Origin of the sequence: Variovorax sp. UC122_21, from assembly GCF_044056785.1 — a bacterium.
Taxonomy (GTDB): domain Bacteria; phylum Pseudomonadota; class Gammaproteobacteria; order Burkholderiales; family Burkholderiaceae_C; genus Variovorax.
The window spans coordinates 3,717,464-3,740,433 of the sequence record NZ_CP172004.1; the positions used below are offsets into that span (position 1 = coordinate 3,717,464).

Annotated in this window: 19 protein-coding genes and 3 pseudogenes; 7 read left to right on the forward strand and 15 right to left on the reverse strand. The window is 70.4% G+C overall.

Annotation, left to right across the window (positions count from 1 at the left end; all coding sequences use genetic code 11):
• Positions 1–7: 7 nt before the first annotated feature.
• Entirely contained in the window at positions 8–322 is a 315-nt protein-coding gene (locus ACHMXE_RS29980; protein WP_093342549.1) for a hypothetical protein, read from the reverse strand.
• 374 nt (positions 323–696) lie between these two features.
• Positions 697–1,524, reverse strand: a complete 828-nt coding sequence (locus ACHMXE_RS29985) for a crotonase/enoyl-CoA hydratase family protein (protein ID WP_203205582.1) — start codon at positions 1,522–1,524, stop codon at positions 697–699.
• A gap of 95 nt (positions 1,525–1,619) precedes the next feature.
• Here ACHMXE_RS29985 and ACHMXE_RS29990 point away from each other — a divergent pair, with 95 nt between their 5' ends.
• Together ACHMXE_RS29990 and ACHMXE_RS29995 are read left to right on the forward strand one after the other, a co-directional pair.
• Positions 1,620–3,491 carry a PhoX family protein gene (locus tag ACHMXE_RS29990; RefSeq protein WP_395347787.1) on the forward strand — a complete coding sequence of 624 codons (1,872 nt, stop codon included), beginning with the start codon at positions 1,620–1,622 and terminating at the stop codon, positions 3,489–3,491.
• Positions 3,492–3,513: 22 nt separating this feature from the next.
• Positions 3,514–3,903, forward strand: coding sequence for a DUF488 domain-containing protein (locus tag ACHMXE_RS29995; protein WP_395347788.1), 390 nt, complete (start codon positions 3,514–3,516; stop codon positions 3,901–3,903).
• On the opposite strand, the gene ACHMXE_RS30000 is transcribed toward ACHMXE_RS29995, so the two are convergent.
• The gene (locus ACHMXE_RS30000; protein ID WP_395347789.1) at positions 3,904–4,512 is read right to left on the reverse strand and encodes a glutathione S-transferase; all 609 of its coding nucleotides are present in this window, start codon (positions 4,510–4,512) and stop codon (positions 3,904–3,906) included. It lies immediately after the preceding gene.
• Positions 4,513–4,643: 131 nt separating this feature from the next.
• Between ACHMXE_RS30000 and ACHMXE_RS30005 the strand changes: the two genes are divergently transcribed.
• Entirely contained in the window at positions 4,644–5,102 is a 459-nt protein-coding gene (locus ACHMXE_RS30005; RefSeq protein WP_395347792.1) for an Lrp/AsnC family transcriptional regulator, read from the forward strand.
• A 9-nt stretch (positions 5,103–5,111) separates the two neighbouring features.
• On the opposite strand, the gene ACHMXE_RS30010 is transcribed toward ACHMXE_RS30005, so the two are convergent.
• The gene (locus ACHMXE_RS30010) at positions 5,112–6,014 is read right to left on the reverse strand and encodes an SDR family oxidoreductase (protein WP_395347793.1); all 903 of its coding nucleotides are present in this window, start codon (positions 6,012–6,014) and stop codon (positions 5,112–5,114) included.
• Between the two features lie 145 nt (positions 6,015–6,159).
• Between ACHMXE_RS30010 and ACHMXE_RS30015 the strand changes: the two genes are divergently transcribed.
• The gene (locus ACHMXE_RS30015) at positions 6,160–7,038 is read left to right on the forward strand and encodes a CoA transferase (RefSeq protein WP_395347794.1); all 879 of its coding nucleotides are present in this window, start codon (positions 6,160–6,162) and stop codon (positions 7,036–7,038) included.
• A gap of 16 nt (positions 7,039–7,054) precedes the next feature.
• Here the strand turns inward: ACHMXE_RS30015 and ACHMXE_RS30020 are convergent, their stop codons facing one another.
• Positions 7,055–8,047, reverse strand: a complete 993-nt coding sequence (locus tag ACHMXE_RS30020) for a Bug family tripartite tricarboxylate transporter substrate binding protein (RefSeq protein WP_395347795.1) — start codon at positions 8,045–8,047, stop codon at positions 7,055–7,057.
• A 141-nt stretch (positions 8,048–8,188) separates the two neighbouring features.
• On the opposite strand from ACHMXE_RS30020, the gene ACHMXE_RS30025 reads away from it, so the two are divergent.
• Positions 8,189–9,199: a LysR family transcriptional regulator gene (locus ACHMXE_RS30025; protein WP_395347797.1), complete on the forward strand. Its 1,011-nt coding sequence runs from the start codon at positions 8,189–8,191 to the stop codon at positions 9,197–9,199.
• Here ACHMXE_RS30025 and ACHMXE_RS30030 read toward each other — a convergent pair.
• The 5 genes from ACHMXE_RS30030 to ACHMXE_RS30050 form a co-directional block, all read right to left on the reverse strand.
• Positions 9,156–11,267, reverse strand: coding sequence for an esterase-like activity of phytase family protein (locus ACHMXE_RS30030; RefSeq protein WP_395347798.1), 2,112 nt, complete (start codon positions 11,265–11,267; stop codon positions 9,156–9,158). The genes ACHMXE_RS30025 and ACHMXE_RS30030 overlap by 44 nt on opposite strands.
• 100 nt (positions 11,268–11,367) lie before the next feature.
• The gene (locus tag ACHMXE_RS30035; protein ID WP_395347799.1) at positions 11,368–12,318 is read right to left on the reverse strand and encodes a hypothetical protein; all 951 of its coding nucleotides are present in this window, start codon (positions 12,316–12,318) and stop codon (positions 11,368–11,370) included.
• 106 nt (positions 12,319–12,424) lie between these two features.
• Entirely contained in the window at positions 12,425–13,360 is a 936-nt protein-coding gene (locus ACHMXE_RS30040) for a DMT family transporter (protein WP_395347800.1), read from the reverse strand.
• A gap of 63 nt (positions 13,361–13,423) precedes the next feature.
• Positions 13,424–13,939 carry a helix-turn-helix domain-containing protein gene (locus ACHMXE_RS30045; RefSeq protein ID WP_395347802.1) on the reverse strand — a complete coding sequence of 172 codons (516 nt, stop codon included), beginning with the start codon at positions 13,937–13,939 and terminating at the stop codon, positions 13,424–13,426.
• Between the two features lie 305 nt (positions 13,940–14,244).
• Complete coding sequence (locus tag ACHMXE_RS30050; protein WP_395347803.1) at positions 14,245–16,659, reverse strand: YgiQ family radical SAM protein; 2,415 nt, start codon at positions 16,657–16,659, stop codon at positions 14,245–14,247.
• 218 nt (positions 16,660–16,877) lie between these two features.
• On the opposite strand from ACHMXE_RS30050, the pseudogene ACHMXE_RS30055 reads away from it, so the two are divergent.
• A pseudogene (locus ACHMXE_RS30055) lies at positions 16,878–17,823 on the forward strand (GNAT family N-acetyltransferase).
• A gap of 44 nt (positions 17,824–17,867) precedes the next feature.
• On the opposite strand, the pseudogene ACHMXE_RS30060 reads toward ACHMXE_RS30055, so the two are convergent.
• The 4 genes and pseudogenes from ACHMXE_RS30060 to ACHMXE_RS30075 form a co-directional block, all read right to left on the reverse strand.
• A pseudogene (locus tag ACHMXE_RS30060) lies at positions 17,868–18,647 on the reverse strand (3-hydroxybutyrate dehydrogenase); the annotation flags it as partial.
• 14 nt (positions 18,648–18,661) lie between these two features.
• Positions 18,662–19,438: pseudogene (locus ACHMXE_RS30065) on the reverse strand (acetoacetate decarboxylase).
• Between the two features lie 90 nt (positions 19,439–19,528).
• Positions 19,529–20,797 carry a patatin-like phospholipase family protein gene (locus ACHMXE_RS30070; RefSeq protein ID WP_395347804.1) on the reverse strand — a complete coding sequence of 423 codons (1,269 nt, stop codon included), beginning with the start codon at positions 20,795–20,797 and terminating at the stop codon, positions 19,529–19,531.
• 74 nt (positions 20,798–20,871) lie between these two features.
• Entirely contained in the window at positions 20,872–21,321 is a 450-nt protein-coding gene (locus ACHMXE_RS30075) for a CHRD domain-containing protein (protein ID WP_093342577.1), read from the reverse strand.
• 141 nt (positions 21,322–21,462) lie between these two features.
• Between ACHMXE_RS30075 and ACHMXE_RS30080 the strand changes: the two genes are divergently transcribed.
• Positions 21,463–22,035 carry a DUF924 family protein gene (locus tag ACHMXE_RS30080; RefSeq protein WP_395347805.1) on the forward strand — a complete coding sequence of 191 codons (573 nt, stop codon included), beginning with the start codon at positions 21,463–21,465 and terminating at the stop codon, positions 22,033–22,035.
• A 6-nt stretch (positions 22,036–22,041) separates the two neighbouring features.
• Here ACHMXE_RS30080 and ACHMXE_RS30085 read toward each other — a convergent pair whose 3' ends face one another.
• On the reverse strand, positions 22,042–22,962 hold the full coding sequence (locus ACHMXE_RS30085; protein ID WP_281081255.1) for a YihY/virulence factor BrkB family protein: 921 nt from the start codon (positions 22,960–22,962) through the stop codon (positions 22,042–22,044).
• Positions 22,963–22,970 lie beyond the last annotated feature (8 nt).

Here is a 22,970-nt window from a genome sequence, read left to right on the forward strand (position 1 = left end):
AGGCCGCTCAGACGCGCGGCAAGGCGGCCAGGTAGGTCGACACCACGATCGCCGCCGCGCGGTCGAGCTGCAAGATGTCGGCCACGTCGAAGGCATGCGGCGCGGTGCGCCCGGTCGCGCCCAGCGGCTTGCGGATCTCGACCAGCACCTCGGCCGCGAGCTCGCGATCGCTGCGCGGACGGCCGTCGGCATGCATCACCCAGGCATCGACGTCGTCCATTGCGATGGTGCGGAACACGCCGACGATCGGGACGTACTTGTAGCGATCCTCGCCCACCAGGATGGGGACGTTCAGATTGCAGAAAAACGTGGTCGTCGACATGCAGGATCGCTGCCGTTTGGCAAGGTTCTTTTAGTAGTTGATGAAGGTGATACGAAGAATTTCCCGGAACTGGCGTGAACTGACCATCAGTCCGTGACCTACTGCACACAAGTGGCCTGAAAAGCCTCAGGACGCCAAAAAGAATACTTACATTTTACATGAACGTAAATCTTTGTGTCAGATCCGCATCAATTTGTTAATCGTTTGAGCGAAAAAGATCACATGTGACGGCCATCAGGCAGGCGGCGCCGGGCTGACGCGCAGGCGCGCGCCGCGGCGCGGGACGCGTCGCGGCGCGGGACGCGTCGCGGACGAGAACGGACCGCCTCGCGGGCGGTGACGGTGAGATTTCCCCGGGAGGGTGTCGCGGTCGCTCAGCCGGGCGCGGTAAAGCGCGGCGCGCGCCGCTCGATGTTGGCGCGCACCGCCTCGACCTGGTTCGGGCTGCCGATCAGCGCCTGCTGTTCCACCGACTCGGCGATCAAGAGCTCGGCCGCGCTGTGCGCCAGCGAGGCATTGAGCAGCCGCTTGCCGGCGCGGATCGCGTCGGGGCTCTTGCCCGCGATCTCGTGCGCCATCGCGAGCGCCTCGGCCAGCGGATCGGCCGCAAGGCGCGTGGCGAAGCCCAGCTGCAGCGCCTCCTCGCCCGAGAACACGCGGCCGGTGTAGGTGAGCTCGCGCACCACGTCGCTGCGCGCGAGTTCGCGCATCAGCACCATGCCGCCCATGTCGGGCACCAGGCCCCACTTGATCTCCATCACCGACAGCCTGGTGTCGGGCGCGACGATGCGGATGTCCGCGCCCAGCGCCACCTGCAGCCCGCCACCGAAGGCCACGCCATGCACCGCGGCGATCACCGGCACCGGCACCTCGCGCCACACCATCGCGACCTGCTGCGCGGCATTGGCCAGGCCGTGCGTGCGCGCCACCAGCCCGGCGCCATCGGCCGACTGGCCCAGCACCTCGCCGGCCGCGCCCTGCTCCATGCGCTGGAACGAGGCCATGTCGAGCCCCGCGCAGAAGGCCTTGCCGCGACCGGCGATCACCACCGCGCGCACCGTGGCGTCGGCGCGCAGCGCTTCGCCGGCGGCGATCAGCGCATCGAACATCGCGGGGTCGAGCGCGTTCATCTTGTCGGCGCGGTCCAGCTGCAGTTCCACCACGCCGTCGGGGTGGCGGATCGTTTCGATGCGTTCGGTCATGCGGTGTGTCTCCTGGGGTCGTTGGCAAAGTATCGCGCGCCGCGGCGCTCGGCGATGATGGCGGCTGTCGCCGACCCAACACCGCACCGCCGCCCATGTCCCTCGACCGCCGCCGCTTCCTGCAATCGGGCACCGCCGCCGTGGTGGCGCTGCTGGCCCAGCATCCCGCCGGGGCCACCAAGCCCACGGTGTCCATCGAAGGCGCGGAAGCACTGGGCTTCACGGCCGTGCCGGCCTCGCTGCGCGACGCGGTCGTGGTGCCGCCCGAGTACGAATGGCAGCTGCTCTACCCCTGGGGCACGCCCACCGGCATCGCGGGCCAGCCGATGCCCGCCTTCGCGCCCGACGGCGGCAACAGCGCGGCCGACCAGGCGCTGCAGGCCGGCATGCACCACGACGGCATGCATTTCTTTCCGCTCGCCACGCCCGGGCGCGCGCTGCTCGTGATGAACCACGAGTACACCGACGAGCAGCTGCTGCATGCCGACGGCGCGAAGGAATGGAACGCGCAGAAGGTGCGCAAGTCGCTGCATGCGATGGGCGTGTCGGTGATCGAGATCGCGCGCACGCCCGAGGGCGGCTGGCGCCAGGTGCTGCCCTCGCCCTATGCGCGCCGCGTGCACGGCAACACGCCGATGCGCATCGCCGGCCCGGCCGCGGGTTCGCCGCGCCTGCGCACCGGGCTCGATCCCACCGGCACCGAGGTGCTCGGCACCTTCGCCAACTGCGCGATGGGCGTCACGCCCTGGGGCACCTATCTGACCTGCGAGGAGAACTTCCACGGCTACTTCGGCGGCCCGAAGGAGGCGGCGAAGGAAGCCACGCCCGCGCAGCGCCGCTACGGCACGGTGGCGGGCTCGCAATGGGTCGAGTACTGGCGCTTCGACGAACGCTTCGACCTGAGCCGCCATCCCAACGAGCCGCACCGCTTCGGCTGGGTGGTCGAGATCGACCCCTTCGATCCCGCCGCCAGGCCCGTCAAGCGCACCGCGCTGGGCCGCAAGCGCCAGGAGAGCGCGACCTGCACCGTGACCAGGGACGGCCGCGTGGCGGTCTACATGGGCGACGACGCGCGCTTCGAATACATCTACAAGTACCTGAGCAGGGACCGCATCGCGCCCGCCGGCGCGGGCTCGCGCGCGGCGGCCAACGCGCGGCTGCTCGACGAGGGCACGCTGTACGTCGCGCGCTTCGACGCCGACGGCCGCGGCCGCTGGATCGAGCTGGTGCACGGCCGCCCCGGGCTCGACGCCGCGGCCGGCTTCGCCGACCAGGCCGAGGTGCTGGTCCATGCGCGGCTCGCGGCCGACGCGGTGGGCGGCACGAAGATGGACCGCCCCGAGTGGATCGCGATCAGCCCCGGCGGCGAGGTCTACGTCACGCTCACCAACAACAGCCAGCGCGGCGACCTCGGCAAGCCCGGCCCCGATGCCGCGAACCCGCGTGCCGACAACCTGTTCGGCGGCATCCTGCGCTGGCGCGAGGACGACGGCGACGCGGCGAGCGCGGGCTTCGCCTGGGAGCATTTCGTGCTCGCGGGCGACACCGCGCAGCCCGCCAGCGGCGCGCGCTATCCGAGCGCCGACGCCGACCTGTTCGGCAGCCCCGACGGCCTGCACTTCGACAGCGGCGGCCTGCTGTGGATCCAGACCGACATGAGCGGCCAGCTGATCGGCAAGCCGCCCTACACCGCGCTGGGCAACAACCAGATGCTGGTGGCCGACCCGGCCACGGGCCGCATCAAGCGCTTCCTGACCGGGCCCAGCGGCTGCGAGATCACGGGCTGCGTGGTCGCGCCCGACCGAAGCGCGCTGTTCGTCAACGTCCAGCATCCGGGCGAGTCGCGCGACGATGGCAGCGCCACGCACAACAGCGCCTGGCCCGATGGCACCGCGCCGGGCAGCGCGCGGCCGCGCTCCGCGACGCTGGTGATCCGGCGGCGCGACGGCGGCATCGTCGGCACCTAGATCGGCACCGGAGGAGACGCCCATGAGCATCCGCATCGTTCGACTCGGCACGCCGCGCAGCCCCGGCGAAGGCCTGCGCGTGGGCACCGTGCGGCGCCCGCCGCGCGGCGTGCCCAGGAGCGAATTCGCATCGCAGGACTGGTACGACGTCTGGTACCCGAACCTCGCGCCCTCGACCGAGACCATGAAGCTGGGCCAGGCCGCGCGGACGCCGGCCGAGTGGACGGCCTTCATGCGCAAGTACAAGGCCGAGATGGCCGAAGCCGACGCGAGCCGCAGCCTCGACCTGCTCGCGGCGCTCTCGCACCAGACCGCGCTGGCCGTGGGCTGCTATTGCGAGGACGAGTCGCGCTGCCACCGCTCGCTGCTGCGCGGCCTCTTGGCCGAGCGCGGCGCCGACCTCGCGGCCTGATCAGGCCTGCGGCAGCGCCGCGAACACCGGCAGGGCCTCGGCGCGCGCGGCATGGGCCGCGAGCGCCGGAAAGCGTGCGGGGTCCACCAGCTCGGGCAGCATCAGCTGCGTGAACGACCAGGCCACGGCCGCCGAGACGGCGTCCTGCGTCAGCGCCGCTTCGTCGGCGGTCCATGGCGCCGCCGCCACCTCGCGCTCGAGTTCGTCATAGGCCGCCAGCAATTGCCCCAGCACCCGGTCCACCCAGGGCTGGTGCAGCTTCTCGGCTGGCCGGAGGTCACGCTCGTAGACGATCTGCACCGTCTTCTCGCAGGCCGCGAGCGCGAGCCCCGTGAGACGCAGCGCGCGCAGCCGCGCCGCCGCTTCGGCCGGCCACAGGCTGCGGCCGGCGAGGAACTCCGCGTACTCGACGATCAAGGTCGAATCCATCAGCACCGCGCCGTCGTCGAGCACCAGCGTCGGTGCCTTGACCACCGGGTTGATCGCCTGGAATCGGTCGAAGGTGCTGAACACCGAGAGCGAATGGTGTTCGTAGGGAATGCCCAGCAGCCGCAGCGAGATGGCCGCGCGGCGCACATAGGGCGAGTCGAGCATGCCGACGAGTTGCATGGGGGTTCCTCCTTGGGTCTTGAACGAAGCCACGACCTTAGCGGCGCCCTCGGCGCGCGGGCCACGGGCATTCATCGAAAATCGGCGCTCCCGGCCGATGGACCATCGGCGAACCTTTCCGCTCATCGCGCATGGACATCGACAAGAAAGACCGCCTGATCCTCGAGGCCCTGCAGGCCGACGCGCGCCAGAGCCTCGCGGCGCTGGGCAAGCGCATCGGCCTGTCGCAGCCGGCCATGAGCGAGCGCGTGCGCAAGCTCGAGGACGCGGGCGTGATCGAGGGCTACGGCGCGCGCGTCAACCTGCGCGCGCTCGGCGTGGGGCTGCAGGCCATCATCCGCATCGACACCACGCATGCGGGCATCGCGCGCTACCTGAAGCTGTTCGAGCAGATGCCCGAGGTGCTGAGCGCCGACCGCGTGACCGGCGAGGACTGCTTCATCGTGCGCTGCGCGATCGCCGAGCCGGCCGACCTGGAGCGCGTGGTGGACGCGCTCGCGGTCGACGGCGCGGTCACCACCTCGCTGGTGCTGTCGAGCCCCGTGAACAAGCACGTCACCGTGCAAGCGGCGAAGCCGCCGAGGAAGTAGCGCGCAGGCTCAGCGCTGCGTCTTGTCCTTCTGGTTCTGCGCCTCGATGCGCTCGCGCGCGGCCAGCCAGTCGCCGTCGCTCCACTGGCGCAGCTCGTAGAAGTTGCCGCCATTGGCCAGCGCGTTGGCGCCGTCCATCATGATGCTCTGGCCCGTGAGCCAGTCGCACTGGCCCGGCGACATCAGGAAGGCCGCGAGGTTCTGCAGCTCGCTCATGCGGCCGGTGCGCGCCATCGGGCTCATCGCGATGGTTCGCGCGCCGGGCTCCTCGCCGGGGTTCAGGCGCTTGCTCATGCCTTCGGTCGGGATCTCGCCCGGGCCCACGGCATTGAGCCGCACGCCGTAGCGCGCCCACTCCACCGCGAGCGACTTGGTCATCACCTCGATGCCGGCCTTGCTCATTGCCGAAGGCACCACGTAGGGGCTGCCGTTGTCGACCCAGGTCACGATGATGCTCATCACGCTGCGGAAGGCGTCGCCGGCCTTCCACTGGCCCGACTTGGCCTCGGCCACCCAGCGCTTGCCCACGGCCTGCGTGACGTAGAAGCTGCCGTGGAAGACGATGTTCGCGATCGCGTCGAAGGCGCGCGGCGAGAGGCTCTCGGTCGGCGAGACGAAGTTGCCGGCCGCGTTGTTCACCAGGCCGGTGAGGCCGCCGCTCTGCCAGAGGCTCTCGACCATCTCGTCCACGCTCTGGGCAACGCGGATGTCGACGCCGAAGGTGTCGATGCGCCGTTCGGGAAACCGCTGGCGCCATTCGGCCGCGGTCTCCTCGCAGACCGACTGGCGCCGGCCGCAGATCGCGATGTCGGCGCCCAGGCCGAGGAAGCGCTCGGCCATCGCGCGGCCGAGCCCGGTGCCGCCGCCGGTCACGAGGATGCGCTGGCCGCTCATGAGGGAAGGTTGGAACATGCGTCGTCTCCTGGAGGTTTGCCTGACGGCGGCCATGCTACGCGCGGCGGGCGCCGCGCGCATCGGGGGGCCGGGTCGCGGGCGCGACGCGGGGCTGGGGCGAGAATGGCCGCTTCCGCAGACTGCCCCGATCCCCTCGCCACCCATGCCCGACTCCATCGACGCCTCCTCGCAGCCGCTCGCCGGCATGCGCATCCTGAGCCTCGCGCTCAACTTGCCCGGCCCGGCCGCGCTGCTGCGCTGCCGCCGCATGGGCGCCGATTGCCTGAAGTTCGAGCCGCCCGCGGGTGACCCGATGGCGCTCTACAACCAGGCGGCCTACGCCGCGCTGCACGAGGGCATCGCGATCGAGCAGGCCGACCTCAAGAGCGAGGCCGGCCAGCGCGCGCTGCACGAGGCGCTCGCGCGCACCGACGTGCTGCTGACCTCGTTCCGTCCCTCGGCGCTGGCCAAGCTCGGGCTGGACTGGCATGCGCTGCATGCGCGCCATCCGGCGCTGTCGCAGGTGGCGATCGTCGGCGCCCACGGCGAGCGCGCCGAGGAGCCGGGCCACGACCTGACCTACCTCGCCGAGAGCGGCCTGGTCACCGGCACCGCGCTGCCGGCCACGCTGTTCGCCGACATGGGCGGCGCGCTGCTCGCGAGCGAGGCGGTGCTCAAGGCGCTGCTGCTGCGCGCGCGCGGCGCCGTGGCCGAGGGCGTGTACCTCGAGGTCGCGCTCAATGTCTCGGCCGACTGGCTCGCGCTGCCGCGCGCCTGGGGCCTGACGCAGCCGCAAGGCGCGGTCGGCGGCGCGCATGCGGGCTACCGCGTCTATCCCTGCGCCGACGGCCGCGTGGCGGTGGCCGCGCTCGAGCCGCATTTCGCCGACCGGCTGTGCGAGGCCGCGGGCCTGGCCTCGCGCGACATGATGGCGCCGGCCACGCACGAGGGCGTGGCGGCCTGGATCGCGCAGCGCAGCCGCGCCGAGCTCGAGGCGATGGCGCGCGAGCGCGACGTGCCGCTGCTCACGCTCGCCGACTGAAGCGCTCCGGCGGACCTCAGAGCTTGATACCCGCCGCCTTCACCGTCGGCCCGAGCACCGCCACCTGCTCCTTCACGATGCCCTCGAAGCGGGCCGTTGTCTCGGGCTTGGCCACGATGCCCAGCTCGATCAGCTTCTTCTGCACCTCGGCCATGGCCAGCACCTCGTTGCAGGCGGCGTGCAGGCGCGCCACCACCTCGGGCGGCAGCTTCGCGGGGCCGCTGAGGCCGAAGAAGTTCTCGAGCACCAGCTTGGGCTGACCGACTTCGGCGATGGCGGGCACCTCGGGCATCAGCGGCGAGCGCGCGTTGCCCGTGACCGCCAGCGGCACCAGTTGGCCGCTCTTGAAGTACGGCACGTAGGCGGTGATCACGTCGATCCCCACGGGGATGGTGTTGGCGATCAGGTCGGTGGTCATCGGCGCCCCGCCGCGGTAGGGCACATGCTCCAGGTGCAGCCCGGTCACGCGCCGGATCAACTCGCCGTGGATGTGGCCGATCGAGCCCGGACCGCCCGAGCCGAAGTCCAGCCGCCCGTCCTTGCGCGCGCGGGCCTCGAGGTCGGCGAAGCTCGCGATGCCCGAACCCTTGCTGGCCATCACCACCAGCGGCGCCGATCCCAGCGCGGCGATGTGGCTGAAGGCCGCGACCGGGTCGTAGGGCTGCTTGTCGAGCGTGAACGGGCCGAGCGCGATCGGCGTGGTGTTGGCGAGCATCAGCGTGTAGCCGTCGGGCGCCGCGGCCGCGACCTGGGCGCCGCCGATGGTGCCGCCCGCGCCGGGCTTGTTGTCGATCACCACCGCCTGGCCGAGCCGGCGCGCGAGCTGCTCGCCCATCACGCGCGCCAGGATGTCGCTGGAGCCGCCGGGCGGGAAGGTCACGACGATCCTGATCGGACGGTCGGGCCACTGCGCGAAGGCCGGCAGCGCGAGCGCGGCGGCGCCGGCCGCCAGCAGTTGCAGCGCGCCGCGGCGCGAGGGTCGAGCGAGGGAGAGGTCGGTGGAGGTCATGGCACGGTCCAGCAAGAGCGATGCCCGCACTCTAGGAAGCGGCCCATGGCACGCCAATCGCTAGCGCGTTATGTGCGGCATAGCAAAGCGCCGGGCCTGCACGATGGCTCGGCACCAAAGCTGTGCGGCGCCCTTCCCTCCATGTCCCGCGCCAACGACCCTTTCGACACCTACCTGCTGCGCGTCTTCGCCGTGCTGCTGGCCGAGCGCAGCGTCTCGCGCGCCGCCACCCGGCTCAACCAGTCGCAGCCGGCCGTGAGCGCGGCGCTCAAGCGGCTGCGCGAGATCTTCGACGACCCGCTGCTGGTGAAGGACAAGCAGCGCATGGTGCCGACCGAGCGCGCGCTGCGGCTCGAAGCCTCGGTGCGCGTGGTGCTCGGCGAGATCGACGCCCTGCTCGCGCCGGCCGACAGCTTCGATCCCGCGACCACGCGGCTGACCTTCCACCTCGGCACGCCCGACTACCTGGCGCCGCCGCTGATGGCCGCGGTGGTGCAGTACCTGCGCGGCACCGCGCCGGGCGCGCGCCTGTTCATGCATCCGCTGGGACCCGAGTTCGATGTCGAGGCCGCGCTGGCCGACGGTTCGCTCGACGTGGTGGTCGGCAACTGGCCGCAGCCGCCCGAGCACCTGCACACCACCTTGCTGATGGAGGACGAGATCGTCTGCCTGGTCGACCGCGACCATCCGGGCGCGCACGGACTCACCTTGAGCGACTACCTGCACGGCGCCCACGTGGTGCCGCAGCTCTACAGCACCCTGCAGCGCGGCGTGGTCGAGAGCCACCTGGCCACGCTGCGCCTGGCGCGCACGCCGACCGTGACGGTGCCCTACTTCTCGATGGCGCCGCAGCTGCTGCCCGGCACCGACCTGATCTTCACCACCAGCCGGCATTTCGCGCAGCACTACGCCGCGCTGCTGCCGCTGGCGATCGTGCCGGCGCCGCTCGACTTTCCGCCGATGCGCTTCTACCAGCTCTGGCATGCACGCCACCAGCGCGCGCCGGGGCATGTGTGGTTCCGCTCGCTGCTGTCGGCCGTGATGCGCACGGCCGGCGCCACGCGGCATCTGCGGATGCCGCCGGCGCCGGAACCCGGGAAGCCGGAACTCAGGAAGGCAGCCGCAGCGCCCCGAGCTTCCTATCGAGCTTGATCAGCCACAGCCGCGTGGGCCGCTCGAGGTCGGTGCCGCGCGTGAGGCGCGCACCGGTCACGCCCTCGGGGCAGCCGCTCACGATCGTGCCGGCCGCATTCACGGTGCAGTCCTCGACGCTGCCGGCCACGGTGTTGCCGTTGGCGTCGAGCAGGATGGTGCGCAGGCCGAAGTCGTCGTCGTTGACCAGCGCCAGCGTCTGGTCGTCCACGACGGTCAGGCCCTCTGCCTTCTCGGCCAGCCAGCCCAGCGCATTGAGGTCGAGCAGCTCGGTCTTGCGCATCGTCACGACCTTCGAATAGTCGGCCGCACCCGAGGGCGCCTGCGTGATGCTGCTGATCTCGAGCTCGTGCCCTTGCGCTGCGATGTCGGTCGCGTTGGCCGGCAGCTCCACCAGCATCAGCTTGTTGACCACCTTGGCGTCGCTCTTGCGCGCGCCCTGCTCGATCACGATGAAGCGGCCGTTGCCCAGGCTCACGACGTCGCCGAGCTTGGCGTTGCCGGTGCGGTCCTTGTCGTACTGGCTGCCGTCGATCGGGTAGGCGTAGAGCTTCGAGGTCTCGGTCGCCGGATCGAACTCGAGCCAGCGCGTGAACTTCGCGATGTGGCGCACGTCGGTGTTGCTGCCGCCGGGCGGCTTGGCCTTGATCGACTTGCCGCTCTCGTCGCGCGGATCGATCGGGCTCTGCAGGAAACCGTGCAGCCGGCCGCTGGCGACGTCGAGCGTCAGGCCTTCCATGCCGCGGTTGGGACGGCGCTTGGCCAGCACCAGCGGCAGGTCGTGCGCCGAGGCGCCGGGCGCGTACTTCTTCTCGATCACGCCGGTGGCGATGTTCAGGCGTGCGATGAAGGGGCCGTACTCGTCGCTGGTCCACAGCACGTTGCGCGCCTTGTCGAGCACCAGCGTCTCGGGGTCGAGGCCGTTGGCGTCGTAGCCGGCCTTGGCTTCGTCGAACACGTAGCGGTCGGTCAGCGGCGTCTCGCCGGTCGAGCCGATGCCCGAGCGCGGCGGCAGGCCGGTGATCTTGCGGTTGGCGTCGATCTTGAGGGGCACGCTCGAGCTCAGCACCGCGCCGGTCTTGCCGATGCGGATCAGGCCGAAGCTGGGCGCGAACGACGGCGCCGGGAACACCTTGCTGATGCTGAGCGTGTCGCTGCCGGGGATCGGCGCGTTCGGGCCGTCGCCGTTCGGGCCGCGGTCGGTGATGGCATAGAACTCGAGCGCGCCGTCGTCGGCCTTGCCCTTGAAGGCCAGGCCCGAGCCATAGGCCGGCAGGAAGCCCTTGGGGAAATCGGCCTGCACCTTCGGGTTCGCGCCCTCGTAGGGCACGTTGAACTTCTGGTCGGCCTGCAGCTGGTAGCGCGTGACGCTGGCGCCGATGCTGCCGAGCGCGTTCGACTGGGTGAAGGCCTCGGTCACGGGTGCGTCGAGGCGCGCGGCCAGCGTGTTCTCGAAGTGCTCGCGCGCGAGCATGCGGCGCGCGGCATCGACGCTGCGGCTCGCGTAGGGCGCGGGCAGCCCGGCCAGCACGGCGTTGAGCGTGGTGTTGAAGGCCTCGGCCGAGGCCGCGAAGTCGAGCGAGCCGGCCTTGAGCGCGGCCTTCAGCGCGGGCGCGAGGCGGATGCCGTTGGAGGGATCGAGGTCCTCGTCGAAGCTCTGCAGCGCGAGCAGGCGGTTGACCACCGCGTCGGCCTTGACGTCGCTGCCGCCCACGAGGGTCAGCGGCGTGACCGTGCTGCCGCAGGCGGCGCTGCCGATGGCGAGCGCGCCGACCGAGAAGCTCACGGTCTCGCCGTCCTTGCATGTGAACTCGCCGTTGGCATTGGTCGCGGCCTTGGCGCCGCCGCCGGCCACGTAGTCCAGGCCCTCGACCGCGGCATCGAGGAAGGTGCCGGTCTTCGATGGCGCGGCGGGCGGGTTGTTGCCGCCACCGCCGCCGGGCTGGAACACGAAGCCACCGCCGCCTCCGCTGCCGCCGCCACAGGCCGCGAGCAAGGCGCTCGCGCCCGCGAGCACCAGCCATCCGATCCCCGGCCGCGCGGCCGCCCTCTGCATCTTCTTCGTCATGTGTCTTTCATCTCCGTGTCATGGCCGCGCGCGGTTGCGCGCGGGCCGGGCGATTAGCTCCGGCGCGTGTGACAGGAAAGTGAAAGCGCGGGCCGGACCGTCAGCGGCCCAGCCCCTCGCGCTGCCGGTCCTCGCGCTTGAGCGCGAGGTAGGTGTCGAGGTCGATCTCGTGCAGCTGGCGCGGGAACTGCTCGGCGGCCGCGAACCAGTGGCGCTGCCGCTGCTCGGACTGGCCCTTGGCATCGGCCGCGAGGTAGGCGTCGAGCGTGAGGAAGTAGCGCATCGCATTGCGCTCCACCAGCCCGCGCATGCCGCGGATGTACTCGGGCTTGCCGTCGGGCGCCTGCCCCACCACGGTGAAGCCGACCTTGTCGCGCCCGAAGGTCGCGAGGTAGGCCTGGGTGGCGAGCTTCACCATCATGCTGTGGTCGTAGCTGTAGCTGAAGTGCAGGAAGCTCTTGCGCTCGTCGAGCGCCACCGCCTCCAGCGTGACGTGGTAGTTGCTGGTGCCGAAGGGGCCGCTGGCGGCCGACAGGTCGATCATCAGGTGCTCGGGCGTCGCGCTCGCCACGCGGTAGGCGAAGGGCAGCTCGAAGGCCTGGTCGACCGGCTTGTCGTAGCGCCGCACCACGTAGAGCGTGAGCGTCTCGCGGCCCGGCGCGCCGCTCACGCGGCAGCGCCGGTTGTTGACGTGCAGCAGCATCAGCTCGCACCAGTTGGCCGAGCCCTTGAGCGCGCTGCCGACCTCCGACAGCGGATGCTCGACCACCGCGTAGACGTCGCCTTGCAGCCCGTCGGGCGTCTCGATCGAATCGAGCTGTATGGGGCGGCCGAAGCTGCTGCGCTCGAGCTTGTCCTTGATCTGCTTGTGCCGGGCGCGCAGCGCCTGCGCGGGCGCTTCGCCGGCCGCCGGCTCGGTGGCCGTGGGCGCGGCGCCGGCCTGGAGACTGCCCGCCAGCAGCCAGCCGCACAGGACGGCGCCACAGGCACGCCCCAGGCGTCGCGCTGGCGAGAACATGCCGGGACCGGGCCGGTGGAACGAAATGCGCATCGGGCCACACCATACAACGGCGTGGCCCTTCGCGTGCTCGGGCGCTTCCCGCCCCGCGACCACGCCGATCTAGCACGACCCCAGTGCGCCGTGAGGGACGTGTTCATCAGCCTGGTCGAGGTGGTCGAGGAGAACCGGTCGTTCGGGAACGCAGCGATGCAGTACGCGCAGTCCAGGCGCCGCCCGCCAACGCCACGCCCGGCAGCACCAGCGCGAGCGCGAGCCAGGTCGAGGCCGTGAGCGGCTCGCGCAGCAGCCAGGCCGCGCCCACGGCGGTCATCAGCGGCACCAGCGCGCCCGAGAGCGAGGCGCGCGCCGCGCCCAGCCGCGCGACGGCCACGCCGTAGAGCGCGAGCCCGAGCAGGCCCGCGAACAGCCCCTGCCCCACGGCCTGCAGCGCCACGTCGCGCAGGGGCGCGCTCAGCAGCTTCGGCGCGCCCGCGAACCACAGCAGCGGCAGCAACAGCACCGTCGAGCCGATGTTGATCGCGGCCGCGCCCTGCCAGGCCGTGAGCCCACTGCGGCGCAGCGCCAGGGTGTAGCCCGACCACAGCAGCGCGGCGAGCAGGAACAGCAGGTCGCCGCGCCATGCCGAAGCGGTCGCGGCCAGGCCGCCGAGGCCGGACACCGCGAGCCCCGCGGCCATCAGCGCCAGCCCGACGCAGCGCGAGCGCGCGGGCCGCTCGCCATCGAGCCACCAGCCGCCGAGCGCGGTGAACAGCGGCACGCTGCCGGCCACGAACACGCCCATGTGGGCGGCCGGCGCCCACTGGGCGCCGGCCATCACCACCAGCCCGAACGGCAGGCCGCCACCGAGCACCAGCAACGCGCCCTGCCGTGCCGGCAGCGCGCGCAGCACCGCGCCCGAGGCCCACGCCACCGGCAGCAGCACCAGCGCGGGAATCGCATAGCGCAGCACCGCGAGTTCGAGCGGGCCGAGCGAGGTGGTGACGCCATGGCGCGAGGCGATCTGCCAGCCGCTGCCGATCAGCGCGGTGGCGAGCGCGGCGAGCACGCCTGTCCAGGGAAGGGATCGGTTCATGCGGCCAGTCTGGCCGTGCGCGCCCGGCGGCGCTATCAAGATCCTGCGCAGCTGCGTGCGGACTTACGCGGCGTGCAGCGCGCGGCGCGCCTCGCCGGGCGTCACGCCGACCTCGCGCAGGAACAGCGCGCCGAGGTGGCTCTGGCTGCAGAAGCCGAGCGCGTGCGCCAGGCCCGCGAGATCGCGTTCGCCGGCATCGAGCTGCGCGAGCGCCGCGGCCAGCCGCAGGTGCAGCCGGTACTGGTGCGGACTCAGGCCGGTGCGGCGGCGAAAGCTGCGGGCCAGATGGAACGGCGAACTGCTGGCGGCTTCGGCCAGTTCGTGCAGCGACAACGTGCGGCCCTCCGCCGCCTCCGCCACCAGGCAGCGCCGCGCGCGGCCCACGGCGCCTTCGCTGTGCGCGAGACCACCGGCCGCGAGAGCGTCGGCGATCAATCGTGGCGTGGCATCGACGCCATCGAGCCCCGCTTCGAGGCGACGCCAGTGCAGGCGCAGCCGGTACAGGGCGCGCGGCGACAGCAGGCGTTGGGCTGCGTCGCCGGTCCAGGGCGCGTCGGCCACGCCGTCGGCGGCGCTCACGACCACGCTGCAGCGCGACTCGCGCGCCTGGGGGGCGCAACTGGTAGCGCTGGGCGGGCGCGACGCGCAGGGCCGTCAGCGCATCGATCCAGGCGCCGCGGCCGTCGTCGCCGCGGAACTCCACCGCGGCGACATCAAAGGGCAGCACGAGCCGGCCCGAGAGCGCGGTGTAGACGGGACTCCATTGCGGCGCGGTCGCGTGCGAACGCACGCGCTCCACGCGCCAGCGCGGATCGGTCGCCAGGAGGATGCGTTGCTGTGCCATGGCGGCCGGGGCGATCGCCGGAGCCGGATCGCCCGCCGCTTCAGCGCACCTTGCGCGCCGAGGGCTTGCCGCCGGCGGGCTTGGCCGAGGGGCGGCCCGAACCGGTGTCGCGCGGCGGCAGCCCGGTGTGCTGCGTGAGGATGCGCCCCTTCGATGGCTTGACCATCGGCAGCTTCACCGAGGGCGCGGCCTTGGCGGTCTTCACCGGGGGTGCGCTGGTCGAGTTCTTGCGGCGCGCGCTGGTGTAGCCGCCGTCGGTCAGCGGCTGCCAGGTCGGGATCAGGTGGTGCTTGCCGTTGCCGATCAGGTCGGCGCGGCCCATGGCCTTGAGCGCCTCGCGCAGCAGCGGCCAGTTGTTGGCGTCGTGGTAGCGCAGGAAGGCCTTGTGCAGCCGGCGCCGCTTCTCGCCGCGCACGATGTCCACCGTTTCGCTCTCGCGCGTGATCTTGCGCAGCGGGTTGCGGTTGCTGTGGTACATGGTCGTGGCCGTGGCCATCGGGCTCGGGTAGAAGGTCTGCACCTGGTCGGCGCGGAAACCGTTCTTCTTGAGCCAGATCGCCAAGTTCATCATGTCCTCGTCGCTGGTGCCCGGATGCGCGGCGATGAAGTACGGGATCAGGTACTGCTTCTTGCCCGCCTCGGCCGAGTACTTCTCGAACATCTGCTTGAACTTGTCGTAGCTGCCGATGCCGGGCTTCATCATCTTGCTGAGCGGGCCCTGCTCGGTGTGCTCGGGCGCGATCTTCAGGTAGCCGCCCACGTGGTGCTGCACCAGTTCCTTCACGTACTCGGGCGACTGCACGGCGAGGTCGTAGCGCAGGCCCGAGCCGATCAGGATCTTCTTGATGCCGCGCAGCGCGCGCGCGCGGCGGTAGATCTTGATCAGCGGATCGTGGTTGGTGTTGAGGTTCTGGCAGATGCCCGGGTACACGCAGCTGGGCTTGCGGCAGGCGGCCTCGATCTCGGGCGACTTGCAGCCGATGCGGTACATGTTGGCCGTGGGGCCGCCGAGGTCGGAGATGGTGCCGGTGAAGCCCTTCACGCTGTCGCGGATGGCCTCGACCTCCTTGATGATCGAGTCTTCGGAGCGGCTCTGGATGATCCGGCCCTCGTGCTCGGTGATCGAGCAGAAGGTGCAGCCGCCGAAGCAGCCGCGCATGATGTTCACGCTGAAGCGGATCATCTCCCAGGCCGGGATCTTGGTCGCGCCGTCGTGGCTGCCGTTCTCGTCGGCATAGCGCGGATGCGGGCTGCGCGCATACGGCAGGTCGAACACGTGGTCCATCTCGGCCGTGGTCAGCGGGATCGGCGGCGGGTTGATCCAGACGTCGCGCGCGGTCGTGCCCTCGCCATGCGCCTGCACCAGCGCGCGCGCATTGCCGGGGTTGGTCTCGAGGTGCAGCACGCGGTTGGCGTGCGCATAGAGCACCGGGTCGGCGCGCACCTGCTCGTACGAGGGCAGGCGGATCACCGAGCGGTCGCGCGGCGGCACCTTGGTCTTGCCGCGGCCCTGCAGCGCGGGGTTGGGCACGAACTGCAGCGGCTTGATGGCGGGGTTCAGCACCGCTGCGGCGGCGGCCGGCGAACCGGCGACCTCGGCCGCCTTGGCGACCGCCTCGGCCTCGTCCTCGCGCGCGCAGCTCGCGCCGTTGGCCTTGGCCTGGTCCGAGACCATCAGGTAGGGGTTGACGTGCGCCTCGACGCGGCCGGGCTCGTCGACGCTGGTGGAATCGATCTCGAACCAGCCCTCGGGCGTTTCGCGGCGCACGTAGGCGGTGCCGCGCACGTCGTCGATCTGGTGCACCGGCTCGCGCGCGGCGAGGCGGTGCGCGATCTCGACGATGGCGCGCTCGGCGTTGCCGTACAGCAGCAGGTCGCACTTGGAATCGACCACGATCGAGCGGCGGACCTTGTCCTGCCAGTAGTCGTAGTGGGCGATGCGGCGCAGGCTGCCTTCGATGCCGCCGAGCACGATCGGCACGTCGTTCCAGGCTTCCTTGCAGCGCTGCGAATACACGATGGCCGCGCGATCGGGCCGCGCACCGCCGACGTCGCCGGGCGTGTAGGCGTCGTCGCTGCGGATCTTGCGGTCCGCGGTGTAGCGGTTGATCATCGAATCCATGTTGCCGGCGGTCACGCCGAAGAACAGGTTCGGCTTGCCGAGCGCCTTGAAGGGCTCGGCGCTCTGCCAGTCGGGCTGGGCGATGATGCCCACGCGGAAGCCCTGCGCCTCGAGCATGCGGCCGATCACCGACATGCCGAAGCTCGGATGGTCGACGTAGGCGTCGCCGGTGACGATCACCACGTCGCAGCTGTCCCAGCCGAGCGCCTCCATCTCCTGGCGCGAGGTCGGCAGGAACTTCGCCGTGCCGAAGCGGGCTGCCCAGTACTTGCGGTAGCTGGTCAGCGGCTTGGCGGCGCGCGCGAAAAAGGAGACGTCGACGGGGGCGTTCATCAAATGGGGGTGGTGCGGCAGGCGGCCTCGAACGGAAACGAGAGGTGCGGCTGCGATGGGTAACCCGCGATTTTAGGGTTTTCCACCCTTCCTGTCCCGTGAAAGCGATGGGACGGGGTCTCGATTAGGGGCATCGGCCCAGGCTGGGCTCTCTTTATTGAAAGCCAAAGTCATTCAATTACTTGCTTTTGTCAATGAATTGACGCACAGTCGGGCCCATGCCGTCCACCGAATCCCCCGCTGTTCCTGTCGAGGCCGTCAAGGCCGTGCGCCGTTTCAACCGCTTCTTCACGCGCCAGGCCGGCGTGCTCGAGCCCTACCTCGGCGGCGCGCTGCCGCTGACCGAGGTGCGCGTGCTCTACGAACTCGCGCACCGCGACGCACCGGTGGCGACCGACCTCGCACGCGAGTTGGGCCTGGACGGCGGCTACCTGAGCCGCATCCTCAAGCGCTTCGAGGCCGAGGGCTGGATCGTGCGCTCGCCGAGCCCGCGCGACGCGCGCCAGAGCCTGCTGACCCTGACCGAGACCGGCCATGCCGCCTTCGCGCCGCTGCAGCAGAAGTCGCGCGAGGAAGCCGCCGCCCTGCTCGCGCCGCTGCCGCCGCGCGAGCGCGAACAGGTGGTCGAGGCCATGGGACGGATCGAGCGCCTGCTCGACCCCACCGCGCCGCGCGCGCCCACGCGCACGGTGGTGCTGCGCGATCCCAAGCCCGGCGACATGGGCTGGGTGGTGCAGCAGCACGGCGAGCTCTATGCGCGCGAATACGGATGGAACGGCGAGTTCGAGGCGCTGGTCGCGGAGATCGTGGCGCAGTACATCCGCAAGTTCCAGCCCGAATGGGAGAAGGGCTGGATCGCCGAACTCGACGGCGAGCGCGTGGGCGCGATCTTCGTGGTGCGCAAGTCGGCCACCACCGCGCAGCTTCGGCTGCTGCTGCTCACGCCCTCCCGCGCGCGGCCTGGGCCTGGGCAGCCGGCTCACCGACGAATGCATCGCCTTCGCGCGCGCCAGGGGCTATCGCAAGATGGTGCTGTGGACCAACAGTTGCCTCACGGCCGCGCGTGCGATCTATGCCAAGCGCGGCTTCGAACTCGAGAAGACCGAAGCCTACGAGGGCTTCGGCCAGCAACTGGTCGGCGAGACCTGGTCGCTGAAGCTCTGATCCTGCCTTGCTCCCTCCCCCAGCGGGGGAGGGAGAAGACTCGATTGCATGTACCAGCCGTGGCTCACCACCAGCGACTGGCCGGTGAGCGCATTGGTCGGGAAGGCCGCGAACAGCAGCGCCACGCGCGCCACGTCGTCGGTGGTGGTGAATTCGCCATCCACCGTTTCCTTGAGCATCACCTTCTTGATGACTTCCTGCTCGCTGATGCCCAGGGTCTTGGCCTGCTCGGGGATCTGCTTCTCGACCAGCGGCGTGCGCACGAAGCCCGGGCAGATCACGTTGGCGCGCACGCCGTGCTTGGCGCCTTCCTTGGCCACCGTCTTCGCGAGGCCGATCAGGCCGTGCTTGGCCGTGACGTAGGGGGCCTTGAGCAGCGAGGCTTCCTTCGAGTGCACCGAGCCCATGTAGATCACGCTGCCGCCGCGGCCCTGCGCATACATGTGCTTGAGGCAGGCCTTGGTCGTGAGGAAGGCGCCGTCGAGGTGGATCGCGAGCATCTTCTTCCAGTCGGCGAAGCTGAACTCCTCGACCGGATGCACGATCTGGATGCCGGCGTTGCTCACCAGGATGTCGATGCCGCCGAAGGCCTTGGCGGCCTCCTCGACCGAAGCGTCGACCTGCGCCTCGTTGGTCACGTCGACCGCCACGCCGATGGCCTGCGCGCCCGTGGCCTTGAGCTCGGCCGCGGTGGCGTCGGCCGCTTCCTTGTTGAGGTCGGCGATGACGATCTTCGCGCCTTCCTGCGCGAAGAGGATCGCGATCTCCTTGCCGATGCCGCTGGCCGAGCCGGTGATGTAGGCGACCTTGTCCTTGAGTTGCATGTGGGTTCCTTGGGTTAGGGTTGCGAAGAAGACGAAGAAGGCGAAGCGAGATAGTCGAGCTCGACCGTGCCGAGCGCGAGCGTCATGTCGGCGATGTAGTGCACGGCCGATTCGACCTTGCGCACCGGCAGCTCGGCCACCGGCGCGAGCGCATGCGGATGCAGCTCGAGCGAGGCCGGGCCGGTCCAGGCGCCGTGCAGCGTGACATCGACCATGTGGTAGCGCACCAGCTCGCAGATGCGCGGCGTGCCATCCACGTGCGGAATGATCTTGAGCAGGAAGTTGGGCTGCGCGATGCCTGCAAGGATCGGGCCGGGCTCGAGCGCGCGGTGCTTGAAGCCCATCGTGGCCTTGGCCACGCGCAGCTTGCCGTAGTCGAGGGTGCCGACGATGGTGTCGGTCTCGTAGTCGAACTGCGGCGAGGCCAGCTTCTTCGGAAAGCCCAGAGCTCGCGCCCGCCGGCGATCGGCGGATGGTCGTTGAGGTACATCGCATGCACGTAGGCGCCCTGCTCCAGGCCGCGCGCGGTGCGCAACTGCACCGGGATGACCTGGCCCGACTCGGTGTAGTCGCCGAAGCCGGTGGAGTCGGGCATGCGGGATGAACTCGTACTTGACGAGCGGCTCGACCACCTCGAGCGGCTCGGGCACCACGGCGCGCAAGGCGTCGAGGTCGGTGCGGTAGGTGATCACCATGAATTCGCGCCGCATGAAGCGGTACGGTCCGGGCGGAAAGGCGGGGCTGGTCAGCGGCATGGCGAAAGCCTGGCGCCGCACGTCTTCAATGTTCACGACATTCCTCCTTTGAAGCATCTTGAATCCGGCAACCAGTCTCATGCCGGTTTCTTAGCCGGGGCTGAATCGTGAGGGCGATTCCTCTCGTCAGCGTGACAGGCCGGGCCGCTTCACGCGGCCGCTGCCGCCCTCGCCGAGGTCGAAGGTGGTGACGCCGTTGACCGCGGCGTCGCTGCGCAAGGTCTCGGGATGCGCGAGCACGCGGCGCATGTCGCGCGCGCCCGACTCCCAGTGCTCCTCGACCGCCGCGCGCGAGAACTCGTAGTCCTTCGACTCGAGCTCGTAGGGCTTGTCGCGGTAGATCAGGTGGAAGATGTCGATCGGGTGGTGCGTGAGCTCGGCCTGCACCGCCTCGACCGCGGCATCGCGACGCAGATGCGGCGGCAGCTTCTCGATCAGGTCGGCGATCGCCTGCTGCAGGTTCATGTTGGCCGCGAGCGCATCGGTGTTCATGCGCGTGCGGCTCGAATAGGTGATGTCCTTCTGCCGCTCCATCACGCCCGACAGCGTGCGCGGCATCTCGCCGCGCGCATTGAACAGGTCGACCTGCAGCACCACCAGCGGCTCGCTGCGCGGATGAAGGTCGAGCACGTACTGCAGCGGCGTGTTCGAGACGATGCCGCCATCCCAGTAGTCGTCGCCGTCGATGTGCACCGGCGCGAAGCCCGGCGGCAGCGCGCCGCTGGCCATGATGTGCTCGGGCCCGATGCGCTGGCGCGTGTTGTCGAAGTACACCGAGTTGCCGGTGCGCACGTTGACCGCGCCCACGCTGAAGCGCGCCTCGCAGTGGTTGATGCGGTCGAAGTCGACCAGGCGCTCGAGCGTGGCCTTCAGCGGCGTGGTGTCGTAGTAGCTCAGAAGCGGTGCCGCGCCGCCGAGCAGCAGGGCCGGCGAATAGCGCGGCTCGAAGAAGCCGGGAATGCCCACCAGCGAGGCCATGGTCGCGCTCCACTGGTTCTGCGTGGCGCGGTCGCCGAGCCAGGAAGGCAGGCGCTGCGAAGGGCCCGAGGACACGAGGTGCCAGAACTCGCGCAGCCGGTCGACCCGGTGCTCGGGCGCATTGCCCGCGATCAGCGCGGCGTTGATCGCGCCGATCGACACGCCCGCGATCCAGTGCGGCTGCAACTCGGTCTCGCTGAGCGCCGCATAGACGCCGGCCTGGTAGGCGCCGAGCGCGCCGCCGCCCTGCAGCACCAGGGCCTTGCGCGCGGAGCGCATGTCCTCGCGCCGCGCCACGAAGGCTTCGAGCTTGCGGGCCGCGGAAGCGGCCTGGCTCTTGCGGCGGGTGGTAGAAGACGGGGAACGGGGGGAAGGAGAGACAGGGGAGGAACGGGGCTTCTTCGGGGACGTCGTCATGCGGGCATTTGACATCAGCCCCGTGACCCCCGACTGACCAGGGGACACTCGAAGCCGCGTTCAGCGGACCTGCTTCACATCTTCGGCAGCAATTGCCCGCGGATCTCGCCGCCCGGATTGGCGGCCGTGTGGACGTTGGCGTACCACTTGCCCGCGCTGAGGTCGGCCGCCTGCGCCGGCGTGAGCGTGGCCTCGCCCTCGATCGGGCTGGCCGCGTTCGAGAACGGCAGCACCACGCCGGCATTGGCGCCGGCCGGTGCCGGACCATGGAAGTGGGCCGCCGTGGCCGGACCGCTGAGGCCGGTGTAGGTGATCTTGTACTTGAGGACGTTGGTGTCGCGGTTGAGCCAGGCCTCGGCCATGCCGCTGCCGCGCGTCATGTTCGGTGGCACCTCGCTGGCCGCGTTCATGGTGCCGCTGAAGCTCGCGACATTGGCCTTGGACATCATGCCGCAGCCGGCCAGTGCCGCGCTGGCCGCGCCGGCGACGAGGGCGGCGCGCAAGAGGGTGCCGTATCGGTTCATGGGAAGTCTCCTGATCGTGAATGGATGCGGACCAGCATAGGCAGGGCATCCGCGATCCCTTGTCGGCCACCACCCCGAGTTCGCCGTGCGCACGGCGCCGGCCTCGCCATTGAAAGTCGATTGAAAGAAGACAATGCCGCGATGATTTCCGCCCCCGAATCCTCAACCTCCCCCGCCCTGCCCTCGGCGCACGATGTGGTGCAGTTCTGGCGCGAGGCCGGCCCCAAGCGCTGGTTCGCCAAGGACGAGGCCTTCGATGCCGAGTTCGCCCATCGCTTCGTCGAGGTCCACCATGCCGCCGCGCGCGGCGAGCTCGACGGCTGGATGCACGATGCCGAAGGCACGCTCGCGCTGCTGGTGCTGCTCGACCAGCTGCCGCGCAACGCCTGGCGCGACAACGCCCACATGCTGGCGACCGACGGCAAGGCGCTGGCCGTCGCGCACCTTGCAGTCGACGCCGGCTTCGATCGCCAGCTCGAGGAAGTGCTGCGGCCATTCTTCTACATGCCCTTCATGCATTCCGAGGTGCTGGCCGAGCAGGAGCGCTCGGTCGTGCACTGCAGCGCGCTCGATGCCAACACCCATCGCTTCGCGGTGCTGCACCGGGACATCGTGGCGCGCTTCGGCCGCTTTCCGCATCGCAACCGGATGCTGGGCCGCGCGAGCACGCCCGAGGAGCTTCAGTTCCTCGCCGAGGGCGGCTTCAAGGGCTGAGCGCGTTCAGAGATCGCCGCCCGAGCGCGTGCGCGCCGGCACGTGCTCGTCCTTGCCGGCGCCGATGCCGACGTCGGAGTGCTTGAGCGAGCCATAGCTGCGCGCATAGACCCAGGTGAACTCGGCGCCCAGCAGGAAGATCTGCGCCGAGTAGTAGACCCACACCAGCACCACCACCAGCGAGCCCGCGGCGCCGTAGCCCGAGGCCACGCTGCTCTTGCCGATGTACAGCCCGATCAGGTGCTTGCCGACGGTGAACAGCAGCGCCGTCACCGCCGCGCCCACCCACACGTCGCGCCACTGCACCTTGGTGCGCGGCATGATCTTGTAGATCATCGCGAAGATCACGGTGACCATGCCGAAGCTGAACACGAAGTTGACCCACTGGGCCAGCGTCTCCCAGGCGCCGAACATCGGCGACCACCACTTGCCGAGCGCGGCCAGCGCGGCGCTCGCCACCAGCGACACCATCAAGAGGAAGCCGATGCCCATCACCATGCTGAAGGACAGCAGGCGCACGCGCAGCAGGTTGAAGATGCCGCTGCTCTTGGCGCGCGCGGGGGCGCGCCAGATGCGGTCGAGCGCGTCCTGCAGTTCGCCGAACACGGTGGTGGCGCCGACCACCAGCAGCGCGATGCCGATCAGGGTGGCGACGATGCCCTCGCGCGGCTTGTTGACCGCCTGCAGCATGCTCTGCACCGCGGCCGCGCCCTGCTCGCCCATCAAGCCCGAGAGCTGCAGGAGGATCTCGCCGCGCGCGGCCTCCTGCCCGAACACCAGCCCGGCGACGGCGATCACGATCAGCAGCAGCGGCGCGATCGAGAACACGGTGTAGTAGGCGAGCGCGGCGCCCATGCTCGGGGCGTAGTCGTTCGACCAGGAGGCGACGGCGCGGCGGCAGAGATCGAAGAGGGGTCGCAGGTACATGGCGCAAA